Below are 23,915 nucleotides of genomic sequence, written 5' to 3' on the forward strand. Positions count from 1 at the left end.
CTAGGATACGTTGTCCGTCACAGTGTGACCCGGGCACCCAGTCCCAACAGGACACCCCGCCTGCGTGATCTACAGCATACGAGGCCGGTGCTAGGTGTATCATTCGGCGCGCTCGGGTCGTACAGTGAGGACATGTCGCACACTTTCCCTTCGCCCCCGCCCGGAGGCACCGGATCGGAGAAACCCGCCCCTGCCTCGTCCCACATTGACGAGGCCGTGGCCCACTCCCACGACCACGCGCACTCCTCGGGCGGCGCGGAAGGTGGCCACTCGCACGATCATTCCCACGCGGCGGGAGCCTCGGCCGTGCGCCTGGGGTGGGCGCTCGCAGTGACGGGGACCGTCGTCGTCGCAGAGTTGCTCGGTGCCTTTTGGTCTGGATCCCTGTCCCTGGCGGCTGACGCGGGGCACATGGTCGTGGATGCCTCCGGTCTGGTCATCGCCCTCGTCGCGGCCCACCTGACGCGCCGCCCGCGCGACGAGAAGCACACGTGGGGGTGGGCGCGCTCCGAGGTCCTAGCCGCCGCCCTGCAGGCCGGAATGCTCCTTACTATCAGCGTGATGGTCGCATGGGAGGCCGCGTGGCGTCTCGCCTCTCCCCCGCCCGTCGAGGCCGGCCCCATGCTCCTCGTTGGCATCATCGGCCTGCTCGCAAACGTTATGTCGCTGGCGATCCTCGCGGGCGGGCGCGACGCGAACCTCAACATGAAGGCGGCGTTCCTCGAGGTCGCAAACGATGCGCTCGGTTCCCTCGCGGTGATCGTCGCAGCAGGCGCAGAATGGGCCTTCGGCTGGACGCGCGCCGACGCGATCGCCTCGCTCCTGATTGCTGTCCTCATGGCCCCGCGCGCGCTCACGCTCCTACGCCGTTCTGTCGCGATCCTCATGGAAGAGACACCCGCCAGCGTGGATATGGGCGAACTACGCACGCACATGATGGGCGTCGACGGCGTTATCGACGTGCACGACCTGCACGTGGCCGCCGTCTCCTCACACCTGGTGACCGTCACCGCGCACGTGACCGTCACGCACGAGGCCGACGGCCCCTCGCGCGACCGCATCGTCCACGACCTCAGCGAATGCGCGTGCCACCACTTCCCCATCGCGCACTCCACGTTCCAGCTCGAGTGCCCCGAGCACGCCAGCCACGAGCACATCGAGCACTAAGCGACGCCTCGTCCTCACGTACAACGAGGCGGCAGGAGCTTCACACTCCCACCGCCTCACCGCAGGCACGCCCGGGGCCGCACCTTCACGCGACTCACTCAGCCCTCACGGAACATGATGCCGAAGCTGCCTCGCGGATAGTGCCACGTGAGCACGCCCTTGGGCGCCATGGCGAGGCAGATCCCGCACTCCAGACACGCCGCGTACTCGACGCCAACCATGCCATCGGCTTCAACCGAGTACACCTTCGCCGGGCAGATCCGCTCCAACAAGGCGCCGGCGCCAGTGGCGCGAGCAAGTTCCTGATTGACCTTGATGTGCGATTCTTCCTCATCCAGGTTGTAGGTGTTCCCGGACAGTCGGGCCGGGACACTCTCGATGACGAATGATGCCATTGCTCGTCCTCCTTTCAGAAAATCTCGTCACAGGGCGCGGATGCCCGCGAGGACATCGCCGATGATCTGTGTGAGCTTCAGTCCCGACGCCTTGAGCACGTCAAGTCCGACCTTGCGCATGTGACGCCGAGGCTTCAGATCATGGTTGAAGATCCCGTAGAACACTTCCGCGGCGAGCCTGCCGTAGTTCTTGTACATACGGGGACACTCCAGGAAGGCCGGAGCCTTCGCGTAGGTCGCGATGTCCTTGCCGACAAAGCTGCTGTCGAGCAGGGCGCGGTACTGGTCCATCGACTGCTGGCCAAAGTCCATGGTCTGGAAGGCCTTTTCGATGACTTCGGCAGCCGCCAGCGCGGAGCCAGCCGCCAGGTACATGTCAACGTCGAGCCACTATTCTGATCACCGTTAATCATGAAGCGTGGCTACCAGTAGCACTCTCGGAACTTTGTGCTGTCAATGGTATCGAGAGCGAACCAGGTCAATCCCGACCTTGGGCCCAGATTATTATCCCGCAATTCCGGACCTTACGCGTCCAAAAGCAACCTATGCCAGCAGTGACGCGGATGGCACTAATGGCGCGTTTATTGTGGACGATCTTGGTCCATTTGTCAGCTTGCACTGAGATGTTCATTACTCCATAAAGAGCTAGTCATCCGACACAAAAAGGTCTAACAAATTACACGCCGATTCCACCTCAACACACTTACGCTCTAATCACATAAATTGTCTGACATATTTTCATTCAGACCCAAAAGGGAAATTCAGTCGACAAACATCGCAAATTATCCGACGCTTATCGTCGGTAATATCGTCACACACGTTGAAGCCGGATTCTTCACACACAAAATGTGCGACACTATGATCCTCCAGACGTCACGAAAATAGCCGCCCTCATTCCGCCACGGCACCTGCACCCGTTGCAGTCGACGGCAGCACGGACTGCGGTCAGCCGTCAGTTCCTGCTAAAACGCAAAGACCCATGCAGCCTCAGCACCGCGGCGACCGCACGTCTCTCAGTCGCACTCACCCGACGCTCGCACGCAGTTCGCCGCCCACAGGCCTGTCAAGGCCGCCGAGTCCGACCACGGGAAGGCCAGGTAGTCGCCCGCCAGAATCACCGGCCCCCTACGCTCGGCGCAATAGCGTCGAACCAAACTGGCTCGCCCAACCCTGCAGGTCGGCATCGCCGCCGGAATCCTCACAACGCTGTTTGCATGCCAATCGACGGCCTCAGCGACAGTCGGCGCGAACTCGCACAGCGCCGCAACAGCGCGCGCGATCAGCTCAGTGTCGGACTCCCCCGTGACCATCGAGCACTGCGCAGCCTCCCCATCAAACATGACGGTCACGGCATCCGCGCCCGGCGCCGCATGCCCCGCGCGGCTCGCCACACACAACGCGGCGATGGGACCAGCCTGGCTCGGCGACGCCAGCAAACCGTATGCACCGCCCAACTCGCGTTCGCTCAGGCGACGACGGCACGCGAGGACGACTAGGAGCCCCGAGCTATAGGGGGTCGACAGCAACTGGGCTTCGAGCGGAGACGGATCCGCAACGAGCGAAGCGGCCACGGGTGCGGGAACGGCCAAGACGATCCGGTCCCCCTCAACCACCGTCCCGTTGGCGAGGACCAACGCGCCGCCGGTCCTGTCGCGTTCGACCCGCACGACGGGAGCCTCGTACTGGATCAACAGTCCCGCGGCCAACGCCCGAGGTATCGCCTCGAGCCCGGGATCTGCGGTGAGCGTCGTGAAGGGGCACGAGCCGTAGGACACCATGGCCAGCGCCGCCGACGCCGACGTCTGCGCAAGGTCCTGAAAGTAGTATCCCCGAAACGACGAGCCGATGACAGCGTCCGTGAAGGCCCGCCCAAAGCGCCTGGAGCACCACGCATCGGCGGGCACGTCAATGTCGGCCCACTGGGCCAGGTCAGCCGGATTGGCCTTCGCCAGGCGCGGAAACTGGCGGGCCAGCTGCCAGCCCGCCTGGGCGGCTTCGCGCCAGCCCATCCCGCCCGCTTGCACCATCGCGAATCCGTTGGGGACGTAGGTCACAGCCTGCGAGTCGACGATGATTCCTGCGCGCGCACGAATCGGGCGGAGCGCGACGCCGAGGCGCTCGGCCATGCGCGGGATGACACGGTAGGTGGAGGACAGAAAGTTAGCGCCGACCTCGACCCGACAATCGGCGACCGTTGCGGTCTCCATGCGTCCGCCCGCGCGCCCGCTCGCCTCGTAGACCTCGACGTCCTGGCCCCACCCGGCCAGCGCATCCGCGCACGCGAGTCCCGAAATCCCAGCGCCGACGATCAAGGTTCTCATGACGCCATGCTAGAGACTCACGCGAGCGTTCCGTGAACGATCGGCGTCGATCAGGGAGGATCGCGAGTGCGCCGAGTCCGCGACCGATGGCCCGCGACTCTCGCGCCCTTGACAGCGACGTAGCGTCACAGTGTTCGATAGTACCCATGAGAGTGAAAGTGATGGCCGACCTGGCGGGGACCACGACGCGGACGGTGCGCTACTACCACCGTTTGGGGCTGCTGCCCGTGCCCCCACTCGTCGCGGGGCGCCGCGACTACGGCATCGAGCACCTGGCGCGCCTGCTGCGCATACGGTGGCTGGCCGAGTCCGGGATCCCCCTGGCGAAGATCGCCCAGATGCTGCCCGACGAGCCCGCCCAGGGCCGCAGCGCCATCGAGGCGGACCTGCTCGCCACGCGGGCGCAGATCGACGCCCGCATCGAGGTCCTGCACCACCAGCGGACCCGCATCGACGAGCTCGTGGCCAGGGTGCGCTCCGGCGAAGCGCTCTCGCCCCTGCCCATTGTCCTGGAGCGCTTCTACGATCACCTCGAGGGCCTCGTCGAGGACCCGGCCACGCTGCCCATTATCCGCACAGACCAGCGCATGGTCCTGGCGCTGGCGATCTCGGGCCTCATCCCGGCCTCGCTGGGTCCGTTCATCGAAGGGCTCAGCGACGAGGACCACCGCGCGCTGGTCCGCATGTTCACCGCGTTCGCCAAGCTCGACCGCAACCGCTACCCCGGCGCCTACAGCGACGAGGAGAGGGAGCGCGTCATCGAGGATTTCGAGAAGGCCGAGTGGGCCGTCCTCGAGCGCAACAGGTCGACCGCCCTCGCGATGCTGCGCGACCTGCCCAGCGGCGGGCCCGGGCACCTGCTGTGGAAGCGGGTGGCCCGGCTGTCCAAGATCGGCTACCCCGAGCCCGACCAGAGGCGAGTCATCGACAACCTGGTCCGCCGCTTGCAGGCGGACCCGGAGTTCGGGCCCGTGCTCGAAGAGAAAACAGGAAAGGACTAGAACATTGTCTGATCTCATCGAGGCCGAGGGCCTCATCAAGAGTTTCGGGAGGGTCAAGGCCTTGAACGGCCTCGACCTGGGGGTCGGAAGGGGCCAGATCCACGGCTTCCTGGGCCCCAACGGCGCGGGGAAGTCCACGACGATCCGCGTGCTGCTGGGCATGTACCGCACCGACGGCGGCCGCGCCCAAGTCCTGGGGATGGACCCCGCCCGCGAGGCCTCCGCCATCAACCGCCGCCTCGCCTACGTGCCCGGCTCGGTGAGCCTGTGGCCCAGCCTCACGGGCGGGCAGGTGCTCGACACCCTGGCGGGCCTGCGCGGCTCGCGCGACCGCGCCCGCGAGGAGGAGCTCACCGAGCGCTTCGATCTGGACCCCACCAAGAAAGTGCGGACCTACTCCAAGGGCAATGCGCAGAAGGTGGCGCTCGTGGCCGCCCTGTCCGCGCCCGTGGACCTGCTCATCCTCGACGAGCCGACCTCGGGCCTGGACCCCCTCATGGAGCGCGTCTTCACGGACACGGTCCGCGAGGCCGCCGAGGGGGGTGCCACCGTCCTGCTGTCCAGCCACATCCTGGCGGAGGTCCAGGACCTGTGCTCGCACGTGACGATCATCAAGGACGGGCGGACCGTGGAGAGCGGCGACCTGTCGTATCTGCGCTCCCTGGCCGAGACCGCCATCCGCATCGGCGTCGGGGAGTCAGACGCGCGCCGCCCCCGCCTCGTCGAGGCCCTGGCCGGGCTCGGCACCCCTGTCCGCCCCACCGGCACCCGCGTGGAGACCCGCGTGCCCTCCTCCCTGGTGCCCGGGATCCTAGGCGCGGTCGCGGAGCTGGGCGTGGACGACGTCCAAGTGGAGCCCGCCAGCCTGGAGGACTTGTTCATGAGCCACTACTCGGGGGACCAGGGGGCGCGGTCATGAGCGCGTTCACGGGATTCCGGCGGTGCCTGGGGCTGGCGACGCGCCGCTACAGGTGGCAGGCGCTCGCGTGGATGGTGCCGCTGTGGCTGTTCCTGCTGGGCCGCCCGATCGCCCTGCAGCGCACCTACCCCTCGTTCGAGGAGCGCACCGCGATCCTGTCCCAGATGCGCGACGTGCCGGGCGTGCGCCTGCTCTTCGGCCCCCTCCCCGCCGCCGGCTCCATGGGGGAGTTCGCGAGTTGGCAGGACGGCGGGTACCTGCTGTGGCTCGTGGCGATCATGGCGATCATGCTCACGACCGCGCTGGCCCGGCGCGACGAGCAGGACGGGCACGTCGAGGTCGTCCTCGGGGCGGGCGCGGGCCGATGGGCGCCCTTCGCCTCGGCGACCGCGTGGGCGATGGGTGCCATGGCGCTCACGGGCGCGGGCCTGGCGGCCTCGCTGGTGGGCGTGGACGCCGTCGTGGGCGAGACGCCCCTGCGGGGTGCGCTCGTGTTCGGCGGCGTGGCCATCGCCCAGGGATGGGCTTTCGCGGGCGTCGCCCTGGTGGCCTCGCAGTTGGTGCGGGACGCCTCGGCCGCACGGGGGCTATGTTTCACGGTCTTCGGGGTGGCCTTCGCCGTCCGCGTTCTGGCCGACGAGACGGGGGCCGCGTGGCTGCGGTGGCTGAGCCCCCTGGCCTGGCGGGACGTGGCCGGGCCCTTCGGGGCGGAGCGCGTGTGGGCGCTCGCCGTCTTCGCGCTCGTCGCCGTCGCACTGGTGGCGCTGGCGGCGTTGCTCCACTCCCGCCGCGAACTGCTGGGGGCGGTGCTGGCTGACCGCTCCGTGTCCGCCAGGCGGTGGCGCGTGCGCGGCCCCCTGGGCCTGACCGCGCGCCTGGGCGCACGGCGCCTGGCGGCCTGGGCCTTCGCACTGGTGCTCACAGCGGCCCTCTTCGGCACGATGTCGGGCAGGCTGTCCGACCTGATCGCCAACACCCCAGCGAGCGCCGCCTTATTCGACAAGATGGCCCCCGAGATGCGGCCCGTCGTCCAGTACACCACGTTGTTCACGGTCGTGATGGTTGCTCTCGTGGCCACAGCGGTCGTCCAGCGGGTGCTCGGCCTGGCCGCGTCGGAGGAGAAGGGGCTGTCCGAGGCGGTGCTGGCCTGCGGCGTCCCGCGCACGCGCGCGCTCTTAGCGGCCGTGGCCGACGCCATCGGCGCCGGGGTAGTCTTGCTCCTCGTGTCTGGGGCAGCGCTGGCAGCCGCGATGGCCACCCAGGTGAGTGAGGACCACGCTGCCGGTCGCGCGCTCGTCTCCACGCTCACCCAGCTACCGGGGGTCGTGGCGGCGGCGGGCATCGCCGTGTTCCTGGTGGGCGCTGCGCCCCGGTGGCGGTCCCTGGCGTGGGTGGTCATCGCGTGGAGTTCCTTCGTGCGTCTCTTCGGGGGCCTCATCGACATGCCGACGTGGGCGCAGGATCTGACCGTCCTCGGGCACGTGGCCGACCCGTGGGGGACGACCCACTGGCTCCCCTTGGCCGTCCAGCTCGGCGTGGGTATCGCGTGCTGTGCTGGCGGCCTCATCGCCTACCGCGTGCGCGACATTCCCGCGTGAGCTCATGTCCCGCCCGTCGCTCGCTCACGAGGCCTGCGCGGCCCCGCGGGCGAGCGGCGCTTTGGCGGACACGTAGATTCGCCTGACCGCCAGTGCGAGGATGATGGTGACGATCAAGGCCCACCCCTGCGCCACGAAAACACTCACCGCTCCGCTTTGATACAGAGCTGCCCCTGCGTCTGCCAGAGCGTGGGCGAGGATCGCTCCGAGGATCCACCAGCGGCGAATCCTCCCAGTGAATGCCATCCAGACCAACACGGCGAGGGCGATGTGCAAGGCAATGGCGATGGTACGCTCGCCGATACTCAGCAGGTAGAACGGCGCAGGCGTATTGATGAGCAACTCGAACTGGCGGGCCACGATATCGCGCTGGGCGTCGGGCAAGCCAGCGAGGAAAGCCTCGCTCGTACCCGCATTGATGACGCTAACCGAGATCACAAGGTGAGAAATTGTCGCTACTCCCACAAGCAGTATTGCTTCGATACCTCCGTGTCCAATGCCCGCTCCGAGGGCGCGCCCAACGCCATCGGGACGCCGGTCGCTCGCTTGCAGAACGGCGAACCCACAGACTCGGCCGAGTTCTTCAAACACCCCGGCCGCGAGCGCGGCATAGATCGTGTACAGCATCGGTTGACTCGGCAGGTTGGGGATCGCAGCGAAGACCAGCGCGTGCAATCCCCCCTCGAGGAGGAGAGCGAAGACAACGAAGACCAGCGCGCCGACGGCGGCAGACCACAGCGAACAGCCCCATCTGCGCCGAGCGACAACGAGGATGATGATCGGCAGGACAAACGTGGACAGAGCGCTCACACCCATGGATGCCAGGGAAGCTGCTGTAACCATGGAACCCTCGATTCGATACTCGCACGACTGCGTCGAACAGCAATCGCATGACTCATGCTATGCCCTTTCTCGTACCACTGTCACCGCCTCCTTGTTTGTTGCCCGCCGAGGTTTTATCATCTGTCATACACACTCCCACGGTGATGAAGGAGATTCAACGATGAAGCCCCTCGCGGTCGCCACAGCAGCATGCCTCCCCCTTGCCCTGTGCTTTCTATCGTCCGCACCCACGCTCGCCGAGTCCGCACCGTCCTCGACAACCGATGTCCTCACGGTGGCCACGTTCAACGCCAGCCTCAACCGAGAGGCGCCGGGGCAGCTACTCGACGACCTCACCACGGCGGACAACGCCCAAGCATCCAACGTGGCGGAAACCATTCAGCGGGTGGATCCGGACATCATTCTGATCAACGAGTTCGACTACGAGGCCAACGCTGCCGCGGTTGATCTCTTTCGCACGAACTACCTCGAAGTCCCACACAATGGTGCCCAGCCCGTGTCCTACCCCTACTCTTGGTCGGGTTCAGTGAACACGGGCGTTCCCAGCGGCTACGACCTGGACGGAGACGGAAGCACAACCGGCCCATCCGATGCCTGGGGCTTCGGCAAGTTTCCGGGCCAGTACGGTTTCGTTGTCTACTCCAAGTACCCGATTAAGAACGACCAGGTTCGTTCTTTCCAACACTTCCTGTGGAAGGACATGCCGGGAGCTCTTCTCCCCACCAAGAGCGACGGCACCGGCTGGTACTCCGACGAGGTGCTCAACGCTTTCCCCCTGTCTTCCAAGACGCACGTGGACCTACCGATCGATGTTGATGGCACGACGATCCACGTGCTGGCAGCACACCCGACGCCGCCGTCATTCGACGGAGCCGAGCAGCGTAACAAGAAACGAAACTTCGATGAGATCCGCCTGTGGGCCGACTACGTGGCGAACCGGGCCGACTACCTCTATGACGACAACGGAGCGAAGGGAGGCCTGACCGAGGACGCCAACTTCGTGATTCTCGGGGACTACAACTCGGATCCACTTGACGGGGACTCGTACCCGGGGGCTATTGATCAGCTGCTTACCAGCCCGCAGATCGTCGACACGGCACCGACCTCGCTGGGAGGCGCCCGCGAAGCGGAGCTTCAGGGAGGCGCGAACCTGACGCACAGGACGAATCCCGCCTACGATACGGGCGACTTCGGCGACAATCCTCGGCCGGGGAATCTGCGCATCGACTACGTCCTACCAAATGTCGGCACCCAGGTCGAGGAGGCGGGAGTCTTCTGGCCGACACGCGACGACGAGCTTTTCCGTTTGACCGGTCTCGCCCCGTTTCCTACCTCGGACCACCGCTTGGTGTGGTCCAAGCTGCGTTTCCCGCGCTCGCTCACCCCGAGCGAACCGAACCCGAGCACGAGCCAGAGAGAGACACCTTCCCCGTCGGGCGAGGAGCCTAGGCTTGCGAACTCTGGAGCACACTCGGGTCTCCTTAGCGTCGCCATCGGCGTGGGAGCAGGAGGGGCGCTTCTTCTCGCCAGGCAGCGTGCCCGCCTGAGAAGCCGGGCGTAGCACGCTTGTCGGTGCCTCGGGGCATAGTCCCACCCCGAGGCACCAGTTGTGTGCCTCGAGGATTCGCGCAACCAACACAAAATGAGCGGTCGATCAGATTATGACTGACATATGGGTCCCACAATGGCCCCGAAGGGCGCGGATTCTTCAGAACCATCACCATCATTTTCGCAACCATGTTCGGCGTTGCTGTCCTCGGCTTCGGGGCACTCCCTGCGTCAGCCAGAACCTCCATATCCGCGCTCATAGCTACGATGCTCGAGTTAGAGGCTTTCCTGGCTGTGGGGTATCTAATCGTCGGAAGAGTCCACATCGTCGGTGCCACCCAGCGCTGGGGAGCAGCGCTCGTTCTCTTCATTTTCGGCGTAATCTGCGCCAACGCGGCACGTTTCTTCGGTTGGAAGTGAGACTTGCCCCCCATCCCGGAAAACCTAGGCCTACCTCAACATATAGGGTGCGCGCACTCTCAGCCAACCCTATGCCTCCGACGGCACGTCCATCCGGGCAGTGGGCACGCGCGCGTATCCAAGCGTACTTGAATCACACATGTCACGATATGTCAACAAGTGACACGATAAAACAAAACCCCTATATCACAGCCTAGGGTAGCTTGTCAACCAAACATTATGCGCCTAGACTGAGACAGTATGACAGGCAGCATACAGGCCACTGTTTTAACGGAAGAACTCGCAGCCCCCTCCCCCACAGTGCTCGATATCTATGTCGTCTGGCACCCAAAAGACAAATGCGGTCAAGATGTTTTCGAGAGGCTGGTTAACCACTACCATTCGGAGCACTTCTCCGGCTTGGCAGGCAGCGCGATCGAGGTTTTCTCTCGCTCTTATCCCCGCACCACGGGCTGCGATGCACCTGCGCCGATCCCTACACGCTGCGGCACGGTCGACACGACAGCAGACGATATGCAGGCCCTCTACCAGGACTCAGCGAGTGGCACTGCGTCCCCTTTCACTGTCATTATCCCAGTCATTGGCCGCCACATGATCAAAGCCTCAGAGGATCAACACAGTGCATGGTCCAGGTACTTGAAGAGTCTTGGCACACTGCGCGAGAGTGCATCTTCAGCAGCCACCCCCAGTGTCTTAATCTTCCCGATTATTGGTGCGAAAGGCCTCGACACTTCCGCTCCATTCGTGAAACCGCTAGCCAACTGCCAGGGTCCCGTCATCGGCGAAGAAGCCTACGCTGCAGGTGAGGTAACCCGCGGGGTAGGACAGGCGATCATCCAAAATCTCTTGTGGCACCAAGCAGGAATGGAATCTATCTCGTCCGACACCCGTCTACGGATCTTCGTGTCACATGCACAAGCCGATATACCCGAGGCAGACCGCACCGGGCGCACAACGACAGGCGTAACAACGAGAGTCCTGAATCAGATTCACCGGACTCATTTGCTGCCTTTTTTCGACGTGTTCGACCTACAGACGGGCGAGAAATGGGACGAGGCCATACGCGAGCGCGCCAGGACGAGCGCGCTCCTTATGGTGCGCACGGATCACTACTCCAGCCGCGAGTGGACCCAGTGGGAAGTGTACGAGGCAAAGCGCGCTGGAGTGCCTATCGTGTGTCTCTCCGCGCTCAGTGCCGGAGAATCGCGCGGCTCATTCCTCCTTGATCACGTACCGACAATCGCATGTCCACAGATCCCCAAGAGGTGGGCACCACCAGAAGGAACGCAAGCAGAGGATCCCGTCGACGAGGCCATTGTCACCGCTCTGAACCGCCTCGTCGATGAGGCTCTCAAATTCGCGTTGTGGCGTTGCCAAGATATTTCCGCACACGTAGACGCCGCGAAGGCGAGTACAACACTATCACCGTCGCAGTCCAAGAATCACCCAGGCTTCGATTGTGCCCCGCCCACCGCACCTGAACCCACTGTGTTGCTGAAGTTCATTCAAGAACACAGGAATACATTCCCTTATGACAATCACTTCTGGCTGCTCCACCCCGACCCGCCTCTGCTCCCCGCCGAACAAGACTTCTTAGTCGACCTGTGTGTCCAAGCGGGCTACGAGAAAGGACAGGTGCACCTACTGACCCCCAGGTCTTTCTTTGCTGCGGGTGGAGTGCTTGGCACAGACGAACCCAAGTTGACAACTCCGCTTCTCTCGCAGGATCGTCCGCTGACCGGAAAGACCCTTGGGATCTCGATGGCCCTAGCCGACGATCTGGCGTCTATCGGCCTGAGTCCGACACACCTTGAATGCGCTGTTGCGGAAGTTTCGCAAATGATGCTGATCGGCGGGGGCAGCCTCCTGTACGCGGGCGCTCCCGGCACGCACGTCCCTGATCTGACAACGGCGGTCATGGACACAGTGTCCAGCTACACCGCATCAGTCAAAGCCTACGCACGCCTAGCGGGCGATCCTGAACAGGACAACATACACCCCGGGCAGATGTTCAGTTTGGCGGTCCCCTACGTCTCCCTGACAAGCAACGCATCAATCGAGAGACTCTCCCAAGCAGCCAACCACTTCGCCAGGAACGCCTCCATCGTCGTTCTCGACAAAAACGGTCTCACGATCAAGGATTTTGATGACCTTCCGCCATGGCAGGGCGACTCGAACGAGACTGCCCATGCTCTCCACCAAATCAGGCAGGCTCTCCCCCAGTACTGCGACGCGCGCCTGCTGACCGGAGGAAAGACACGACGTCAGTCAACGGATAACCCGGACGGATACATCGGCAACCTCCCCGGAATCGTCGAAGAGGCGTTGTATACACTCCGGAAAGGTCAGCCGCTGTTCATCGCGGGCGGATTCGGCGGAGCCGCTGCCCTATTAGCACGCGAGCTCGAACTCGGGCCAAATCTTCCTGTATCAGCTGAAGCGCTGGCTGAAAACAACGAGTCCGATGCATATCAGAAGGCAATCGACGAGATCAAGAAGCTGTTTGACCCCACGCGCACCGGCCTGAACAACGACGATCACCGACACCTCGTGACCACACAGCGCGCCTCCGAGCTTGGCGCATTGATCGCGAAGGGACTCTCTTCGTTGTCAGTTCAACACTCCAACAAGGGCTAACAGGAGAACACATGCAAGTATTTCTGAGCCATCGTGAGAATGAAGAAGGCAAAAAATACGCGTTAGCACTGCGCGAGGAGCTTGCAATCCTAGGGGTTGACACCATCATCGCCAGCCACTTGATCCACCCAGGCGCGGATTGGGCGCAGGAGCTCCTCGAACATCTCAAGGAGAGTTCTGCACTCCTGTGTATCGCTTCACGGGGCTACACGGATAGCGCGTGGTGCCAACAGGAAATCGGCTGGGCGATAGGACGCAATACACCAGCCCTCTGGATACGCTATGACAGCGCAGAACACTCCACGGGTTTTTTGAAGTCCAAGCAGGACTTCATACCCTCCGAACCGCTGGACGAAGCGGAAATCGCTCGGGGGGTAGGCACTTGGCTCGCCATGGAGCCGAGGACACGCGAGGAGACGAGAGCCTCGTTGCTCCGTGCTCTCACTTTTTCTAGCACATACCAGCAGACGCGGGATATCGCTGATGTTCTTGCCACGCTCGATTCGTTGACCGATGATGAGTTGAAACAGATCGACGACGCCGCAGTAAGTAACCGCCAAGTCAGGGAAGCTTTCTTTTCCGGTATCACCGTGACGGAATGGCTGCATCGCAAACTGAATAAGTCTGCGAAACGCGATTGGACCTGGAATCTCCCGGTCGCCGTGCATCAGAGAAGACGTGGGGGCCGCGCCAGCCGACGCGACCCCCGATGAACTCAGACGAGACTACTTCGTGCGGTTCGCGCGGTAGTACTCGATGAGAGCGCGGGTCGACTGATCCTGCGCATCCAGGGCCTCGGTCGAACCCTCGATGGCGGGGAGGATCTGCTTGGCCAGGACCTTGCCCAACTCAACGCCCCACTGGTCGAAGGAATCGATGCCCCACACAGCACCCTCCACGAAGGTAATGTGCTCGTACAGGGCGATCAGCTGGCCCAGGACCGAGGGGGTCAGGGCCGGGGCCATGATCGACGTCGTGGGACGGTTACCGGTAAACACGCGGGCGGAGACGATGGCCTCAGGCGTGCCCTCGGCGCGCACCTCCTCGCTGGTCTTGCCGAACGCCAGGGCCTTGGTCTGCGCAAAGAAGTTCGACAGGAACAGCTCGTGCATGTCAGCGTCGCCATCGCCCAGCGCCCACGTCGGGTTCGCAAACGCGATGAAGTCGGCAGGGACCATGCGGGTGCCCTGGTGGATCAGCTGGTAGAAGGCGTGCTGACCATTGGTACCGGGTTCACCCCAGAAGACCTCACCGGTCTCGTAGGTGACGGGACTGCCATCACGGCGCACGGACTTGCCGTTGGACTCCATGGTCAGCTGCTGCAGGTACGCGGGGAAGCGGTGCAGGTACTGCGAGTAGGGCAGAACCGCGTGCGTATCGGCACCCAGGAAGTTCGAGTACCACACGTTGAGCAGGCCCATGAGCAGGGGCACGTTCTTCTCGGGCTCGGCCTCGACGAAGTGGCGGTCCATCGCGTTAAAGCCGGCGAGGAAGGCCGCGAAGCCCTCGGGGCCAATCGCGACGGCCAGGGAGGTGCCGACGGCGGAGTCCACGGAGTAGCGACCGCCCACCCAGCTCCAGAAGCCGAAGGCATTGTCCGGGTCGATGCCGAACTCGGCAACCTTGTCCAGGGCGGTCGACACGGCGACGAAGTGCTTGGCGATCGCTTCCTTCTCGGAGGCCTCGTCGGTGACGATGCCGCGCTCACGCAGGCTGTCCAGCAGCCAGGCACGCACGACCTTCGCGTTCGTGATGGTCTCGAGCGTCGTGAAGGTCTTGGACGCGACGATCACGAGGGTCGTCTCGGGATCCAGGTCCTTCGTGGTCTCGCCCGCATCGGTGGGGTCGATGTTGGAGATAAAGCGGCACTCCAGGCCCTCCTGCACGTAGGGCTTGAGGGCCTCGTACGCCATGACGGGCCCCAGGTCGGAGCCGCCGATGCCAACGTTGACGACGGTCTTAACGGGCTTGCCGGTGATGCCCACCCACTCGCCGGAGCGGACGCGGCGGGCGAAGGCGTAGACCTTCTCCAGCACCTCGTGCACGTCGGCGATTGCGTCCTGGCCGTCGACCGTCAGGGAGTCGGTCGCGGGACGGCGCAGCGCGGTATGCAGGACGGCGCGGTCCTCGGTGACGTTAATGTGCTCGCCCGCAAACATGCGGTCGCGCAGGTCCGCCACGCCGGTCTGCTCGGCGAGCGCGAGCAGGTGCCCCAGCAGCGTGGGGCACACGAGGTTCTTCGACAGGTCGACGTGCAGGTCGGCAGCCTGGAAGGTGAACTTCTTCGTGCGTTCGGGATCGTCCGCAAACATCTTGCGTAGATCGGGTTCAAAGGTGTCGGCCAGCTGGTCGAGCTTGTCCCACGCGGGGGTCATCGTCGGGTCGATCACGGGGATATCACTCATGGGTGCTCCTGACAGTAGGGATATGTAGCTCCCAGTTTAGCGGTCAATGCGCCCTCGGTCACCCTCGTTTTCCCTGACGACGGACGAGGCCGTGGCCCGCAAGCGCTCACGGAACCACGGCCTCGTTCATCCCGGATCAACCGGGAGTGTCCTACTACTCGACAGGGTCGTCGATGTGGATGGGGGCTGCCTCGATGCCTGGGTTCTGCAGCGACACGATGCGCTGGACCGGGACGAGATCGAGCCACCACTGATGGAAGGGGCGGCGATTGACGATATCCAGGTCATCGAACATTTGCTTGACCGGGCGTGCCTCGACGGCGTTGCCGACCTGGCCGATGTAGTAGGCACGGCGGTCGCCGGATTCGAACTGCGCGACAAGCTGATCGAAGGCACGGGCGATCAGGCGCGTGGCGAGCAGACGGTCGTACGGCGAGGGGGCACCGCCCTGCTGCATGTGGCCGAGCGCCTGGTGGCGTACGTCGTAGATGCCCTCAGATTCGGCGGTGAACACGTCGGCGAGGAAGTCACGGTCGTAGTACCGGGACGCGGACTCGTTGACGAGAGTCAGGAAGAGGCGTCGGCCGGACTTGAAGGAGTTCACCATCCGATCAGCATCCGCAGCGATCTGCTGGAGGGATGGGGATTCCTCGTTGATGTACATGTACTCGGCACCGCCGGACAGCGCGCTCATGAGGGTCAGGTAGCCGCAGCGGCGTCCCATCGTCTCGGCGATGAAGCAACGCTTAGAGGCCGCCGCGCTCTCCTTGATGCGGTCGATCGCCCACGTGGCGTTGTTGATCGCCGTGTCCGTACCGATCGCGAGCTCACAGCCGGGCAAGTTGTTGTCGATCGACGCGGGGATCAGCAGCATCGGAATGCGGAAGGCCGGGTAGCGGTCTTTCTCGGCCTGGATCGCATGCACGCCCAGGTAGGCGTTCATGCCGCCGATCACCAGCAGCGCGTCAATCTCGTTGCGCTCGATAGCGCGGCCCAGCGCGTAGAACTGTTCAATCGGCGGGACATCGCGCTTCGTGCCCAGCTCCGCGCCTCCCTTGAAGGCCCAGCCTTCGACGTCGGACCAGCTCAGCTCTCGCACGCGGTCGTCCGCCAGACCACTCCACGAACCGTCGACGCCCAGCATCGTCCAGCCACGCGCAATGCCCAGACGCACGGCGACGCGGGCCGCCGTATTCATGCCGGGTGCCAGACCACCTGCGTGCAGGATCGCGACACGCTTCGAATCGCCCGTCGGTTCGGGAATCAGCTGCGGAGGCGTAGAGAGCAGGTGGTAGATGCCGACCATCGAAGAGAAGGAGGATCCGCGCGACGCCTGGGCAGCAGCGTAGTCGCCCGCGGCGATGAGGTCTTTGACCGCGCGCGTGTCGTGCACCGCCTTCATGAGCGGGACGCGAGTAATACGGTTTCGGCGTACACCCAGGATGACGGGCTCGTCCTCAGCGGAGGAGTCGAGGATCTCCTGGACGGCCGCGTAGCCCAGCAGCGTGGACATCCAACGGTCGTAGGCCGACGGAGTACCGCCGCGCTGCACGTGGCCGAGGATCGTCACGCGAGCATCCTCGCCCGTGCGCTCCTGGATCGTGTCTGCAATCAGCTGCGTGGACAGCTCGTTGCCGTCGCGGTCGTGGGCGCCCTCGGCGACGAGAACAATTGACTCACGGCGACCGGCCTCGCGGCCCAGGCGCAGGTGCTCGGCCAGGTCGTCCTGCCAGCCCTGGCCCGCCGGGTCCTCAGGTGTGAACACGTAGTCAGCACCGCCCGCGACCGCAGCCATGAGGGGCAGATACCCGCAGTGGCGACCCATGACCTCGACGACGAAGGTGCGCTGGTGCGAGGCCGCCGTGCTGGTGAGCTGGTCAATAGCATCCAGAATGCGATGCAGCGCAGTGTCCGCACCGATCGTCATGTCCGTGCCCACCATGTCATTATCGATCGAACCGACCAAGCCGACAATGATCAGCGACGGGTGAGCGTCGGCAAACTCCTGCGTGATAACACCCTCGGAGACCAACTCGGCGACATGCTGAGGCCACTCGCCTCGGAACTCATTCGTACCCGACAGGGAACCATCGCCGCCGATGACGACGAGGTGGTCGATACCATGCTCAAGCAGGTTCGCGGCGGCGCGGTGGCGTCCCTCGTAGGTACGGAACTCAGCGCTGCGAGCCGTGCCGATAACCGTGCCACCCTCAGCAAGGATCGAAGAAACATCCGACCACTCCATCTTCTTAATGGAGCCGCCGCCGTCGCATGCACCCTGCCAGCCTTCAAGGATCGCATAGGGCTGCGCTCCCCTGGCCAGAGCCGTGCGCACCACTGCGCGAACGGCAGCATTCATACCCTGGGCGTCGCCGCCCGAGGTGAGGACACCGATACGGACTGTGCTCATTGTTCTGCCATCTTTCATTGACGGTGAGGGCCAGGTGGCCCGATGTGCCTATCGTGGTCAATTCTACGTGACATATGCCTCCTACCACTAGGGCCAAACGCCCAATTACCGAGGAAACGACAAGTGCGCGCCCGCCGAAACCGGCGGGCGCGCACAGGGCGTCGAGCAGGACTTACGCGCTGACTTCCGCACCGTTACGGGCAGCAGAATCGGCCAGATCCTCGGGGCTGACAACGCCCTCAACCGACACGCGGTCCAGGTAGGCCATGCCGTCAAACGCCAGCTCGCGGGCGTTCTCCGGGTCGCCCTCGTTACCGATCGAGCCGTGCGCCATGCGATCAATAATGAGCGCGATCGCGCCGTCGCCCGTCACGTTCGTGGCGGTGCCGAAGGAATCCAGCGCGATGTAGGTCGCGATCATGAGGGCGACCTGCGCGTCATCGAAGCCCAGCATGGAGCTCAGCAGACCGGTGGCCGCCATGATGGCACCGCCGGGGACGCCGGGGGCGGCGACCATCGTGATACCGAGCATGAAGATGAAGCCGACCCACTGGAGGGTGGATACCGTCAGGCCCTGGGTCAGGACAATCGCGAACGCGAAGGAGAAGATCTTCGAGGTTGAGCCGGCCAGGTGGATCGTGGCGCACAGCGGGATAGTGAAGGACGCAACCGCGTCGGACACGCCATTCTTCTTGGTCTGGCGCAGCGTCACGGGGATGGTCGCGGCGGAGGAGGAGGTGCCCAGCGCCGTCAGGTAGGCGGGCATCATCGTCAGCAGCGCCTTGATGGGGTTGCGGCGAGCCACGGCACCGGCGAAGCAGAACTGGGTCAGCAGGATGACGACCTCGAGGACCAGGACCACGACCACGACACGCAGCAGGGTACGGATGACGGAGGCGGCCTCGCCCGTGTAGGTCAGGTTCAGGAAGATGCCGAAGATGTGCAGGGGCAGCAGCGGAATGATGATCGTCTCGATGAGGCGCGTAATAATGGCGCGGAACTCGATGAAGCCCTTGCGCAGGACGCCGCGCGGGACCATCGACAGGCCCAGGCCCACCACGAAGGACAGCAGCAGGGCCGTCATAACCTGCAGCGGCGCGGGCATCTCGATCGTGAAGTAGGAATCCAGCGCGCTACCGGGCTCCGCCACCGAGGCCAGCTGCGTGGAGGCGAGCAGACGCGGGAACAGGGATGCGCACACCAGGAAGGTCAGGAAGCCCGAGAAGAGCGTCGAGCCGTAGGCGATCGCCGTCGTAATGCCCAGCCACTTGCCGGCACCGCGGCCCAGGTCCGCGATAGCGGGGGTCACGAGGCCGATGATGATCAGCGGAATAGAGAAGGACAGGAACTGGCTGAAAATAGCCGAGAACGTCGCGAAGATACGACCGATCTCCACGGGGACCAAATGGTTGCCGCCGACACGGATCGATCCAAGGATAGTCGCAAGGATGATCGCAGCGATCACCCACACGAGAATTCCGGACTTACGCAGGAACGCGCGCATGTGTTTCACCTTGAGATTAGGGACGATGGGTCACCCATAGAATGCCCGACCTTTACGAATTCTTGAATCCGAAACCACGATACGGGATATGCGCCACGCCTCTCCTCCGTCCCACTCACTGTTGACGAGGCCGTGGTTTCCTGCGCGGATTCAACGATCACCAGGCTTTCAGCGCACCGCCATCGTCGACACAAAGGGAGCTAGATACCAGATAATCGCGGCGAGAATCACGTACACAATCGCGTCGGCGAGGCGCCCGCGTGAGGCAAACCAGGGTCGCCCGGGCGTCCACAGACGCACGATCCCCATTCCGACGAGGACTGCGACCAGCAGCATGACCGCCCGATGTCGGTGATCTGTCACAGCCAGAGCGATGACGCCGAGGACACCACCCGCGCTCAGGGTAGCGCCGAGAAACGCACCCAGTCGTGTGCGCACGGTTGTCTCCTCGTTTTCCACGCCCCCTACCCTAGCGTACAATCCGACACAATCGGTCAGCGATTGCCCTTGTTCCCGCATCCACAGCCCCGGCCTCGAGCCGAAAGAGCGTCACAAAATGACGGCAAGCGGGTTTAGGATAGGACTAAAGGCTTTCCGGCCACACCATATCTTCTCGTCCCAAAGGAGTATTCGAGTGTCTCGTTTCATCGTCGTCGCCCCCGGTTCGTCGGAGGCAGCTGCCCTCGCCACTGACGAGCTGGCCCGCGTTCTCGGTGTCGCCACCGTCGACGCCCTGGCCGGCACGACCGCCACCGACGCGGCCCTGCACCCCGCCTCCGCGCTGCCCGCAGCGGTCGAATCCGTCCGTGCAGTCGGCGAGGACGCGCTCATCGCCCCCGCCCGCGAGGCCTCGAACCGCGCCTTCGATCACGTGGCCTGGAACCTGAACCTCGCTGCCTCCACCCGCGCGGGCGTTGTCCTCGCCTTCGACGCCGAGGGTGCCAGCGCCGAGCTGCTCACCGAGGAAATCGCTGCCGCCCGCCTGCGCGCTGAGGCCGCTGCCGCCTCCGTCGTCGCCGTGATCCTGACCGGTGGCACTCCCTCACTCGAGGTCGACGTGCCCGTCCTGACCCTGCCCCTGGGTGAGGACGCCGCCGCCACACTGCGCGCCGCAGCCACCCCCACGGCCGTCACCCCGCTCGCCTTCCAGGCCGACCTCATCGAGCGCGCCCGCGCCGACCGCAAGCGTATCGTCCTGCCCGAACCCGACGACGACCGCGTCCTCCAGGCCGCCGCCCAGGTCCTCGCCGCCGGCATCGCCGACATCACCTTCGTGGGCGACGCCGACTACGTCGCCACGCGCGCCGGCGAGCTCGGCCTCGACCTGAGCGCCGCCCAGGTCGTCTCCGTGGATGACCCCGCCTACCTCGAGCGCTACGCCGAGGAGTTCGCGCGCCTGCGCGCCAAGAAGGGCGTCACCCTCGAGCAGGCCCGCAAGAAGGTCACCGACGTGTCCTACTTCGGCACCATGATGGTCCACATGGGCGACGCCGACGGCATGGTCTCAGGTGCAGCCCACACGACCGCGCACACGATCGTCCCCTCCTTCCAGATCATCAAGACCGCCCCCGGCGTCTCCGTCGTCTCCTCCATCTTCCTCATGGCAATGAAGGACCGCGTGTGGGCGTTCGGCGACTGCGCCGTCAACCCCAACCCCACGCCCGAGCAGCTCGCCGACATCGCCGTGACCTCCGCGCGCACCGCCGCCCAGTTCGGCGTCACCCCGCGCGTCGCGATGCTCTCCTACTCGACCGGCACCTCCGGGGTAGGCCCGGACGTTGACGCCGTCGTCGAGGCCACCCGCCTCGCCCGCGAGAAGGCCCCCGAGCTGGCCATCGAAGGCCCCATCCAGTTCGATGCGGCCGTCGATGCGGCCGTCGCCTCCAAGAAGCTGCCCGGCTCCGAGGTCGCTGGTAAGGCCACCGTTTTCGTCTTCCCCTCGCTGGAAGCCGGAAACATCGGCTACAAGGCGGTCCAGCGCTCCTCCGGCGCGCTCGCCGTCGGCCCGGTCCTGCAGGGCCTCAACAAGCCCGTCAACGACCTGTCGCGCGGCGCCCTCGTCGAAGACATCGTCAACACCGTCGCCCTGACCGCCGTCCAGGCCCAGGGCTGAGCGGGACCCAGGTCCCGGGGTCCGGTTACTATTGTCGCTGACCGGACCCCGGCCTCGTACATCTCTCTTCCACCTCACCAACACGAAAGGCGAACGCGTGACCTCGTCCTCCGTTCTCGTCATTAACTCCGGTTCCTCCTCCATCAAGTACCAGCTCGTCGACCCCGAGACCGGCGACGCGATCGCCAAGGGCCTCGTTGAGCGCATCGGCGACCCGATGGGCCTCATCAAGCACGTACACGGCGACGCCGTCACCGAGGAAGAACTGCCGGTTCCCGACCACACCGTCGGCATGCGTGAAGTTCTGCGCCTCTTTGACACCGAGGGTCCGACCCTGGCCGAAGCTGGCATCCTCGCCGTCGGCCACCGCGTCGTTCAGGGCGGCCGCTACTTCGACGGTCCCGCCCTCATCACCGACGAGGTCCGCAACCTGATCGAAGAGCTGTGCCCGCTGGCTCCCCTGCATAACCCCGCCCACCTCAAGGGCATCGACGTGGCGCGCGAACTCATGCCCGACGTCCCCCACGTCGCCGTCTTTGACACCGCGTTCTTCCAGCAGCTGCCCGCCCGCTCGGCCCTGTACGCCCTGGAGACCGAGACCGCCGAGAAGTATTCGGTGCGTCGCTACGGTGCCCACGGCACCTCCCACCAGTTCGTCTCCCAGGAGATCGCGAAGCTGGAAGGCCGCGACGACCTCAAGCAGATCGTCCTGCACCTGGGCAACGGCGCATCCGTGTCGGCCGTCAAGAACGGCAAGCCGATCGACACGTCCATGGGCCTGACCCCCCTCGAGGGCCTCATGATGGGCACCCGCACCGGCGACATCGATCCCGCCGTCGTGTTCCACCTGCAGCGCGTCGCCGGCATGAGTGTTGACGAGGTCGACACCCTCTTCAACAAGAAGTCCGGCATGAAGGGTATGACCGGCGAGTCCGACATGCGTTCCGTGTGGGACATGATCCACAACGATGAGGACCCCGAGGCTCAGCAGCGCGCCCGCGTCGCCATGGATGTCTACATTAACCGCCTGCTGAAGTACGTGGGGTCCTACACTGCCGAGCTGGGCGGCCTGGACGTCATCACCTTCACCGCTGGCATCGGCGAGAACGACGCAGCAGTGCGTCGCGAGCTGGCCGAGGCCCTCGCCCCCTTCGGTGTGAAGATCGACGTTGAGGCGAACAAGGTTCGCTCCGGCGAGCCGCGCGTCATTTCCGCCCCCGACTCGACGGTGACAATCTACGTCTTCCCGACCAACGAGGAGCTGGCAATCGCCCGCCAGGCACTGACCTTCGCCTGATTTTCAGACCATCACGAGGCCGGGGTTCCCGCGTGGTGCCCCGGCCTCGGGCGTATCCTGGGAGAGTAGTCATCTCGAGGAGGCCCTCATGAACAGCGACGTTTCGACCCTGGCTGATTGGATTGCAGAGTCACCGTCCACCGTGTTTTTCGGGGGCGCGGGTGTCTCCACCGAGTCGGGGATCCCCGATTTTCGCGGGGCGAACGGCTTCTACTTCCAGGAGCGCGAGATTCCCCTCGAGACCGTCCTGAGCATCGACTTTTTTACCCGGCACCCCGAAGCGTACTGGGAGTGGTTCCGCGAGATCTACCATCCCGTCGACCCCAACGGCGCACACAAGGCCCTGGCCTCCCTGGAGGCCGCAGGTCGGCTGGATGCCGTCATCACGCAGAACATCGACGACCTGCACCAACGGGCCGGGTCGCACGCCGTGTGGGAGCTGCACGGCAATTGGGAACGGCTCGTGTGCACGCGCTGCGGGGCCGTCGCGGCGCTCAGTGATGCTGTCAAGATTGACGGGGATCCAGTGCCCGCGTGTCCGTCGTGCGGAGGGCAGATGCGACCGGACATCGTCATGTACGGCGAATCCCTCGACCAGGGAGTCATCGAGGCCGCCGTGTCTGCCATCGCTCGGGCATCATTGCTGATCGTCGCCGGCACGTCCCTCGTCGTCTACCCGGCCGCGGGCCTCATCAACTACTTCTCCGGGGATCACCTGGTGCTCATGAACGCCACCCCGACCTCGGCCGACGCGCACGCGGACCTGATCGTCCGCGACCCCGTGGGTGCGACCCTCGACCGCGTCATGGACAAGCTGTGCACCGAAGGTGTCGTGCCCGCGTAAGGCTTGGTGTGCGCGGGTATTCGCACACATAAACCCGCTCTTCCGAGCGTTAACCCCCTTACCCGCACGCTAACCCGCTAATCCGTCCGTGGGCAACCCCGCCCACACTCCGAACAGCGGGTTAGCGTGTGGACGAGAAGGCCCACGCTTCGAACAGCGGGTTAGCGTGCGCGTCAACGGGCAAGCAGCGCCCCTCGTAGACTGTCGAGACCTGAGTTTTGTGGAGGCTTGTTTAGGCCGCTTCCTTTCGTGTTGTTGTGTGTTGGTTTTCTGCTTGTTGTGGCGTGATGCCGTCCAGGGCGAGGTGTGGGCGGCAGGTGTTGTACTAGTGGACCCAGGCGGCGGTTTCGCGTCCGACCTCACCAGCGCACGGTTTCCTCTCCCCCTGTGCACACGCGGATAGGTCGTACGCATATGGATAGGTTATGTGCATGCGGATAGCTTATTTTCCTAACCATATCTTCGTTACCTATCCGCATGTGCATAACCTATC

19 protein-coding genes are annotated in these 23,915 nt (G+C 64.5%); 11 read left to right on the plus strand and 8 right to left on the minus strand.

The genetic code is table 11. The annotated features are described in order from the left end of the window. Positions 1-132: 132 nt before the first annotated feature. Positions 133-1,167, plus strand: a complete 1,035-nt coding sequence (locus tag QZ149_RS07625; protein ID WP_291450749.1) for a cation diffusion facilitator family transporter — start codon at positions 133-135, stop codon at positions 1,165-1,167. Between the two features lie 98 nt (positions 1,168-1,265). Here QZ149_RS07625 and QZ149_RS07630 read toward each other — a convergent pair whose 3' ends face one another. The 3 genes from QZ149_RS07630 to QZ149_RS07640 all read right to left on the minus strand — a co-directional run bounded on the left by QZ149_RS07630 (position 1,266) and on the right by QZ149_RS07640 (position 3,883). Next, positions 1,266-1,562, minus strand: a complete 297-nt coding sequence (locus QZ149_RS07630; RefSeq protein ID WP_291450750.1) for a 4Fe-4S dicluster domain-containing protein — start codon at positions 1,560-1,562, stop codon at positions 1,266-1,268. Positions 1,563-1,589: 27 nt separating this feature from the next. Beyond that, complete coding sequence (locus tag QZ149_RS07635) at positions 1,590-1,937, minus strand: nitrogen fixation protein FixC (protein ID WP_291450751.1); 348 nt, start codon at positions 1,935-1,937, stop codon at positions 1,590-1,592. Positions 1,938-2,575: 638 nt separating this feature from the next. Then, positions 2,576-3,883 carry an NAD(P)/FAD-dependent oxidoreductase gene (locus QZ149_RS07640; RefSeq protein WP_291450752.1) on the minus strand — a complete coding sequence of 436 codons (1,308 nt, stop codon included), beginning with the start codon at positions 3,881-3,883 and terminating at the stop codon, positions 2,576-2,578. 146 nt (positions 3,884-4,029) lie between these two features. Here QZ149_RS07640 and QZ149_RS07645 point away from each other — a divergent pair, with 146 nt between their 5' ends. The 3 genes from QZ149_RS07645 to QZ149_RS07655 are packed head-to-tail and all read left to right on the plus strand — an operon-like array spanning position 4,030 to position 7,401. Then, a complete protein-coding gene (locus tag QZ149_RS07645) occupies positions 4,030-4,884 on the plus strand; it encodes a MerR family transcriptional regulator (protein ID WP_291450753.1) in 855 nt (284 codons plus the stop codon). A 4-nt stretch (positions 4,885-4,888) separates the two neighbouring features. Next, positions 4,889-5,803, plus strand: coding sequence for an ABC transporter ATP-binding protein (locus tag QZ149_RS07650; RefSeq protein WP_291450754.1), 915 nt, complete (start codon positions 4,889-4,891; stop codon positions 5,801-5,803). Further along, positions 5,800-7,401, plus strand: a complete 1,602-nt coding sequence (locus QZ149_RS07655; RefSeq protein ID WP_291450755.1) for a beta-carotene 15,15'-monooxygenase — start codon at positions 5,800-5,802, stop codon at positions 7,399-7,401. The genes QZ149_RS07650 and QZ149_RS07655 overlap by 4 nt, the downstream gene beginning before the upstream one ends. Before the next feature lie 24 nt (positions 7,402-7,425). On the opposite strand, the gene QZ149_RS07660 is transcribed toward QZ149_RS07655, so the two are convergent. Beyond that, positions 7,426-8,244 carry a YhfC family glutamic-type intramembrane protease gene (locus QZ149_RS07660; protein ID WP_291450757.1) on the minus strand — a complete coding sequence of 273 codons (819 nt, stop codon included), beginning with the start codon at positions 8,242-8,244 and terminating at the stop codon, positions 7,426-7,428. A 160-nt stretch (positions 8,245-8,404) separates the two neighbouring features. Here QZ149_RS07660 and QZ149_RS07665 point away from each other — a divergent pair, with 160 nt between their 5' ends. The 4 genes from QZ149_RS07665 (at position 8,405) to QZ149_RS07680 (ending at position 13,562) form a co-directional block, all read left to right on the plus strand. Continuing rightward, positions 8,405-9,805, plus strand: coding sequence for an endonuclease/exonuclease/phosphatase family protein (locus QZ149_RS07665; RefSeq protein ID WP_291450758.1), 1,401 nt, complete (start codon positions 8,405-8,407; stop codon positions 9,803-9,805). Positions 9,806-10,059: 254 nt separating this feature from the next. Continuing rightward, positions 10,060-10,212, plus strand: a complete 153-nt coding sequence (locus QZ149_RS07670) for a hypothetical protein (RefSeq protein ID WP_291450759.1) — start codon at positions 10,060-10,062, stop codon at positions 10,210-10,212. A 240-nt stretch (positions 10,213-10,452) separates the two neighbouring features. Further along, positions 10,453-12,849, plus strand: a complete 2,397-nt coding sequence (locus QZ149_RS07675) for a hypothetical protein (RefSeq protein WP_291450760.1) — start codon at positions 10,453-10,455, stop codon at positions 12,847-12,849. 11 nt (positions 12,850-12,860) lie between these two features. Next, positions 12,861-13,562 (plus strand): toll/interleukin-1 receptor domain-containing protein, encoded by a 702-nt coding sequence (locus QZ149_RS07680; protein ID WP_291450761.1) that lies wholly within the window; start codon positions 12,861-12,863, stop codon positions 13,560-13,562. A 12-nt stretch (positions 13,563-13,574) separates the two neighbouring features. On the opposite strand, the gene pgi is transcribed toward QZ149_RS07680, so the two are convergent. The 4 genes from pgi to QZ149_RS07700 form a co-directional block, all read right to left on the minus strand. Then, positions 13,575-15,254 (minus strand): glucose-6-phosphate isomerase, encoded by a 1,680-nt coding sequence (pgi, locus tag QZ149_RS07685; protein ID WP_291450762.1) that lies wholly within the window; start codon positions 15,252-15,254, stop codon positions 13,575-13,577. Positions 15,255-15,408: 154 nt separating this feature from the next. After that, the gene (locus QZ149_RS07690) at positions 15,409-17,664 is read right to left on the minus strand and encodes a 6-phosphofructokinase (protein WP_291450763.1); all 2,256 of its coding nucleotides are present in this window, start codon (positions 17,662-17,664) and stop codon (positions 15,409-15,411) included. Positions 17,665-17,836: 172 nt separating this feature from the next. Then, positions 17,837-19,168, minus strand: coding sequence for a dicarboxylate/amino acid:cation symporter (locus QZ149_RS07695; RefSeq protein WP_291450764.1), 1,332 nt, complete (start codon positions 19,166-19,168; stop codon positions 17,837-17,839). A gap of 168 nt (positions 19,169-19,336) precedes the next feature. After that, on the minus strand, positions 19,337-19,606 hold the full coding sequence (locus tag QZ149_RS07700) for a DUF3017 domain-containing protein (RefSeq protein ID WP_291450765.1): 270 nt from the start codon (positions 19,604-19,606) through the stop codon (positions 19,337-19,339). Positions 19,607-19,802: 196 nt separating this feature from the next. On the opposite strand from QZ149_RS07700, the gene pta reads away from it, so the two are divergent. From pta to QZ149_RS07715, 3 genes are all read left to right on the plus strand, one after another. Beyond that, a complete protein-coding gene (gene pta / locus QZ149_RS07705) occupies positions 19,803-21,281 on the plus strand; it encodes a phosphate acetyltransferase (protein ID WP_291450766.1) in 1,479 nt (492 codons plus the stop codon). 97 nt (positions 21,282-21,378) lie between these two features. Continuing rightward, a complete protein-coding gene (locus QZ149_RS07710; protein ID WP_291450767.1) occupies positions 21,379-22,578 on the plus strand; it encodes an acetate kinase in 1,200 nt (399 codons plus the stop codon). Positions 22,579-22,666: 88 nt separating this feature from the next. Continuing rightward, positions 22,667-23,422: an NAD-dependent protein deacylase gene (locus QZ149_RS07715; RefSeq protein ID WP_291450768.1), complete on the plus strand. Its 756-nt coding sequence runs from the start codon at positions 22,667-22,669 to the stop codon at positions 23,420-23,422. The last annotated feature ends 493 nt before the right edge of the window (positions 23,423-23,915 follow it).

The sequence above is a fragment of the Actinomyces sp. ICM47 genome (genome assembly GCF_905369875.1).
Lineage (GTDB): Bacteria > Actinomycetota > Actinomycetes > Actinomycetales > Actinomycetaceae > Pauljensenia.

Excerpts from the sequence above, each read along its gene's own strand:
- QZ149_RS07625 (WP_291450749.1), top strand. The coding sequence starts at position 133 with ATGTCGCACACTTTCCCTTCGCCCCCGCCCGGAGGCACCGGATCGGAG.
- QZ149_RS07630 (WP_291450750.1), bottom strand. The coding sequence starts at position 1,562 with ATGGCATCATTCGTCATCGAGAGTGTCCCGGCCCGACTGTCCGGGAAC.
- QZ149_RS07635 (WP_291450751.1), bottom strand. The coding sequence starts at position 1,937 with ATGTACCTGGCGGCTGGCTCCGCGCTGGCGGCTGCCGAAGTCATCGAA.
- QZ149_RS07640 (WP_291450752.1), bottom strand. The coding sequence starts at position 3,883 with ATGAGAACCTTGATCGTCGGCGCTGGGATTTCGGGACTCGCGTGCGCG.
- QZ149_RS07645 (WP_291450753.1), top strand. The coding sequence starts at position 4,030 with ATGAGAGTGAAAGTGATGGCCGACCTGGCGGGGACCACGACGCGGACG.
- QZ149_RS07655 (WP_291450755.1), top strand. The coding sequence starts at position 5,800 with ATGAGCGCGTTCACGGGATTCCGGCGGTGCCTGGGGCTGGCGACGCGC.
- QZ149_RS07660 (WP_291450757.1), bottom strand. The coding sequence starts at position 8,244 with ATGGTTACAGCAGCTTCCCTGGCATCCATGGGTGTGAGCGCTCTGTCC.
- QZ149_RS07665 (WP_291450758.1), top strand. The coding sequence starts at position 8,405 with ATGAAGCCCCTCGCGGTCGCCACAGCAGCATGCCTCCCCCTTGCCCTG.
- QZ149_RS07670 (WP_291450759.1), top strand. The coding sequence starts at position 10,060 with ATGCTCGAGTTAGAGGCTTTCCTGGCTGTGGGGTATCTAATCGTCGGA.
- QZ149_RS07675 (WP_291450760.1), top strand. The coding sequence starts at position 10,453 with ATGACAGGCAGCATACAGGCCACTGTTTTAACGGAAGAACTCGCAGCC.
- QZ149_RS07680 (WP_291450761.1), top strand. The coding sequence starts at position 12,861 with ATGCAAGTATTTCTGAGCCATCGTGAGAATGAAGAAGGCAAAAAATAC.
- pgi (WP_291450762.1), bottom strand. The coding sequence starts at position 15,254 with ATGAGTGATATCCCCGTGATCGACCCGACGATGACCCCCGCGTGGGAC.
- QZ149_RS07690 (WP_291450763.1), bottom strand. The coding sequence starts at position 17,664 with ATGAGCACAGTCCGTATCGGTGTCCTCACCTCGGGCGGCGACGCCCAG.
- QZ149_RS07695 (WP_291450764.1), bottom strand. The coding sequence starts at position 19,168 with ATGCGCGCGTTCCTGCGTAAGTCCGGAATTCTCGTGTGGGTGATCGCT.
- QZ149_RS07715 (WP_291450768.1), top strand. The coding sequence starts at position 22,667 with ATGAACAGCGACGTTTCGACCCTGGCTGATTGGATTGCAGAGTCACCG.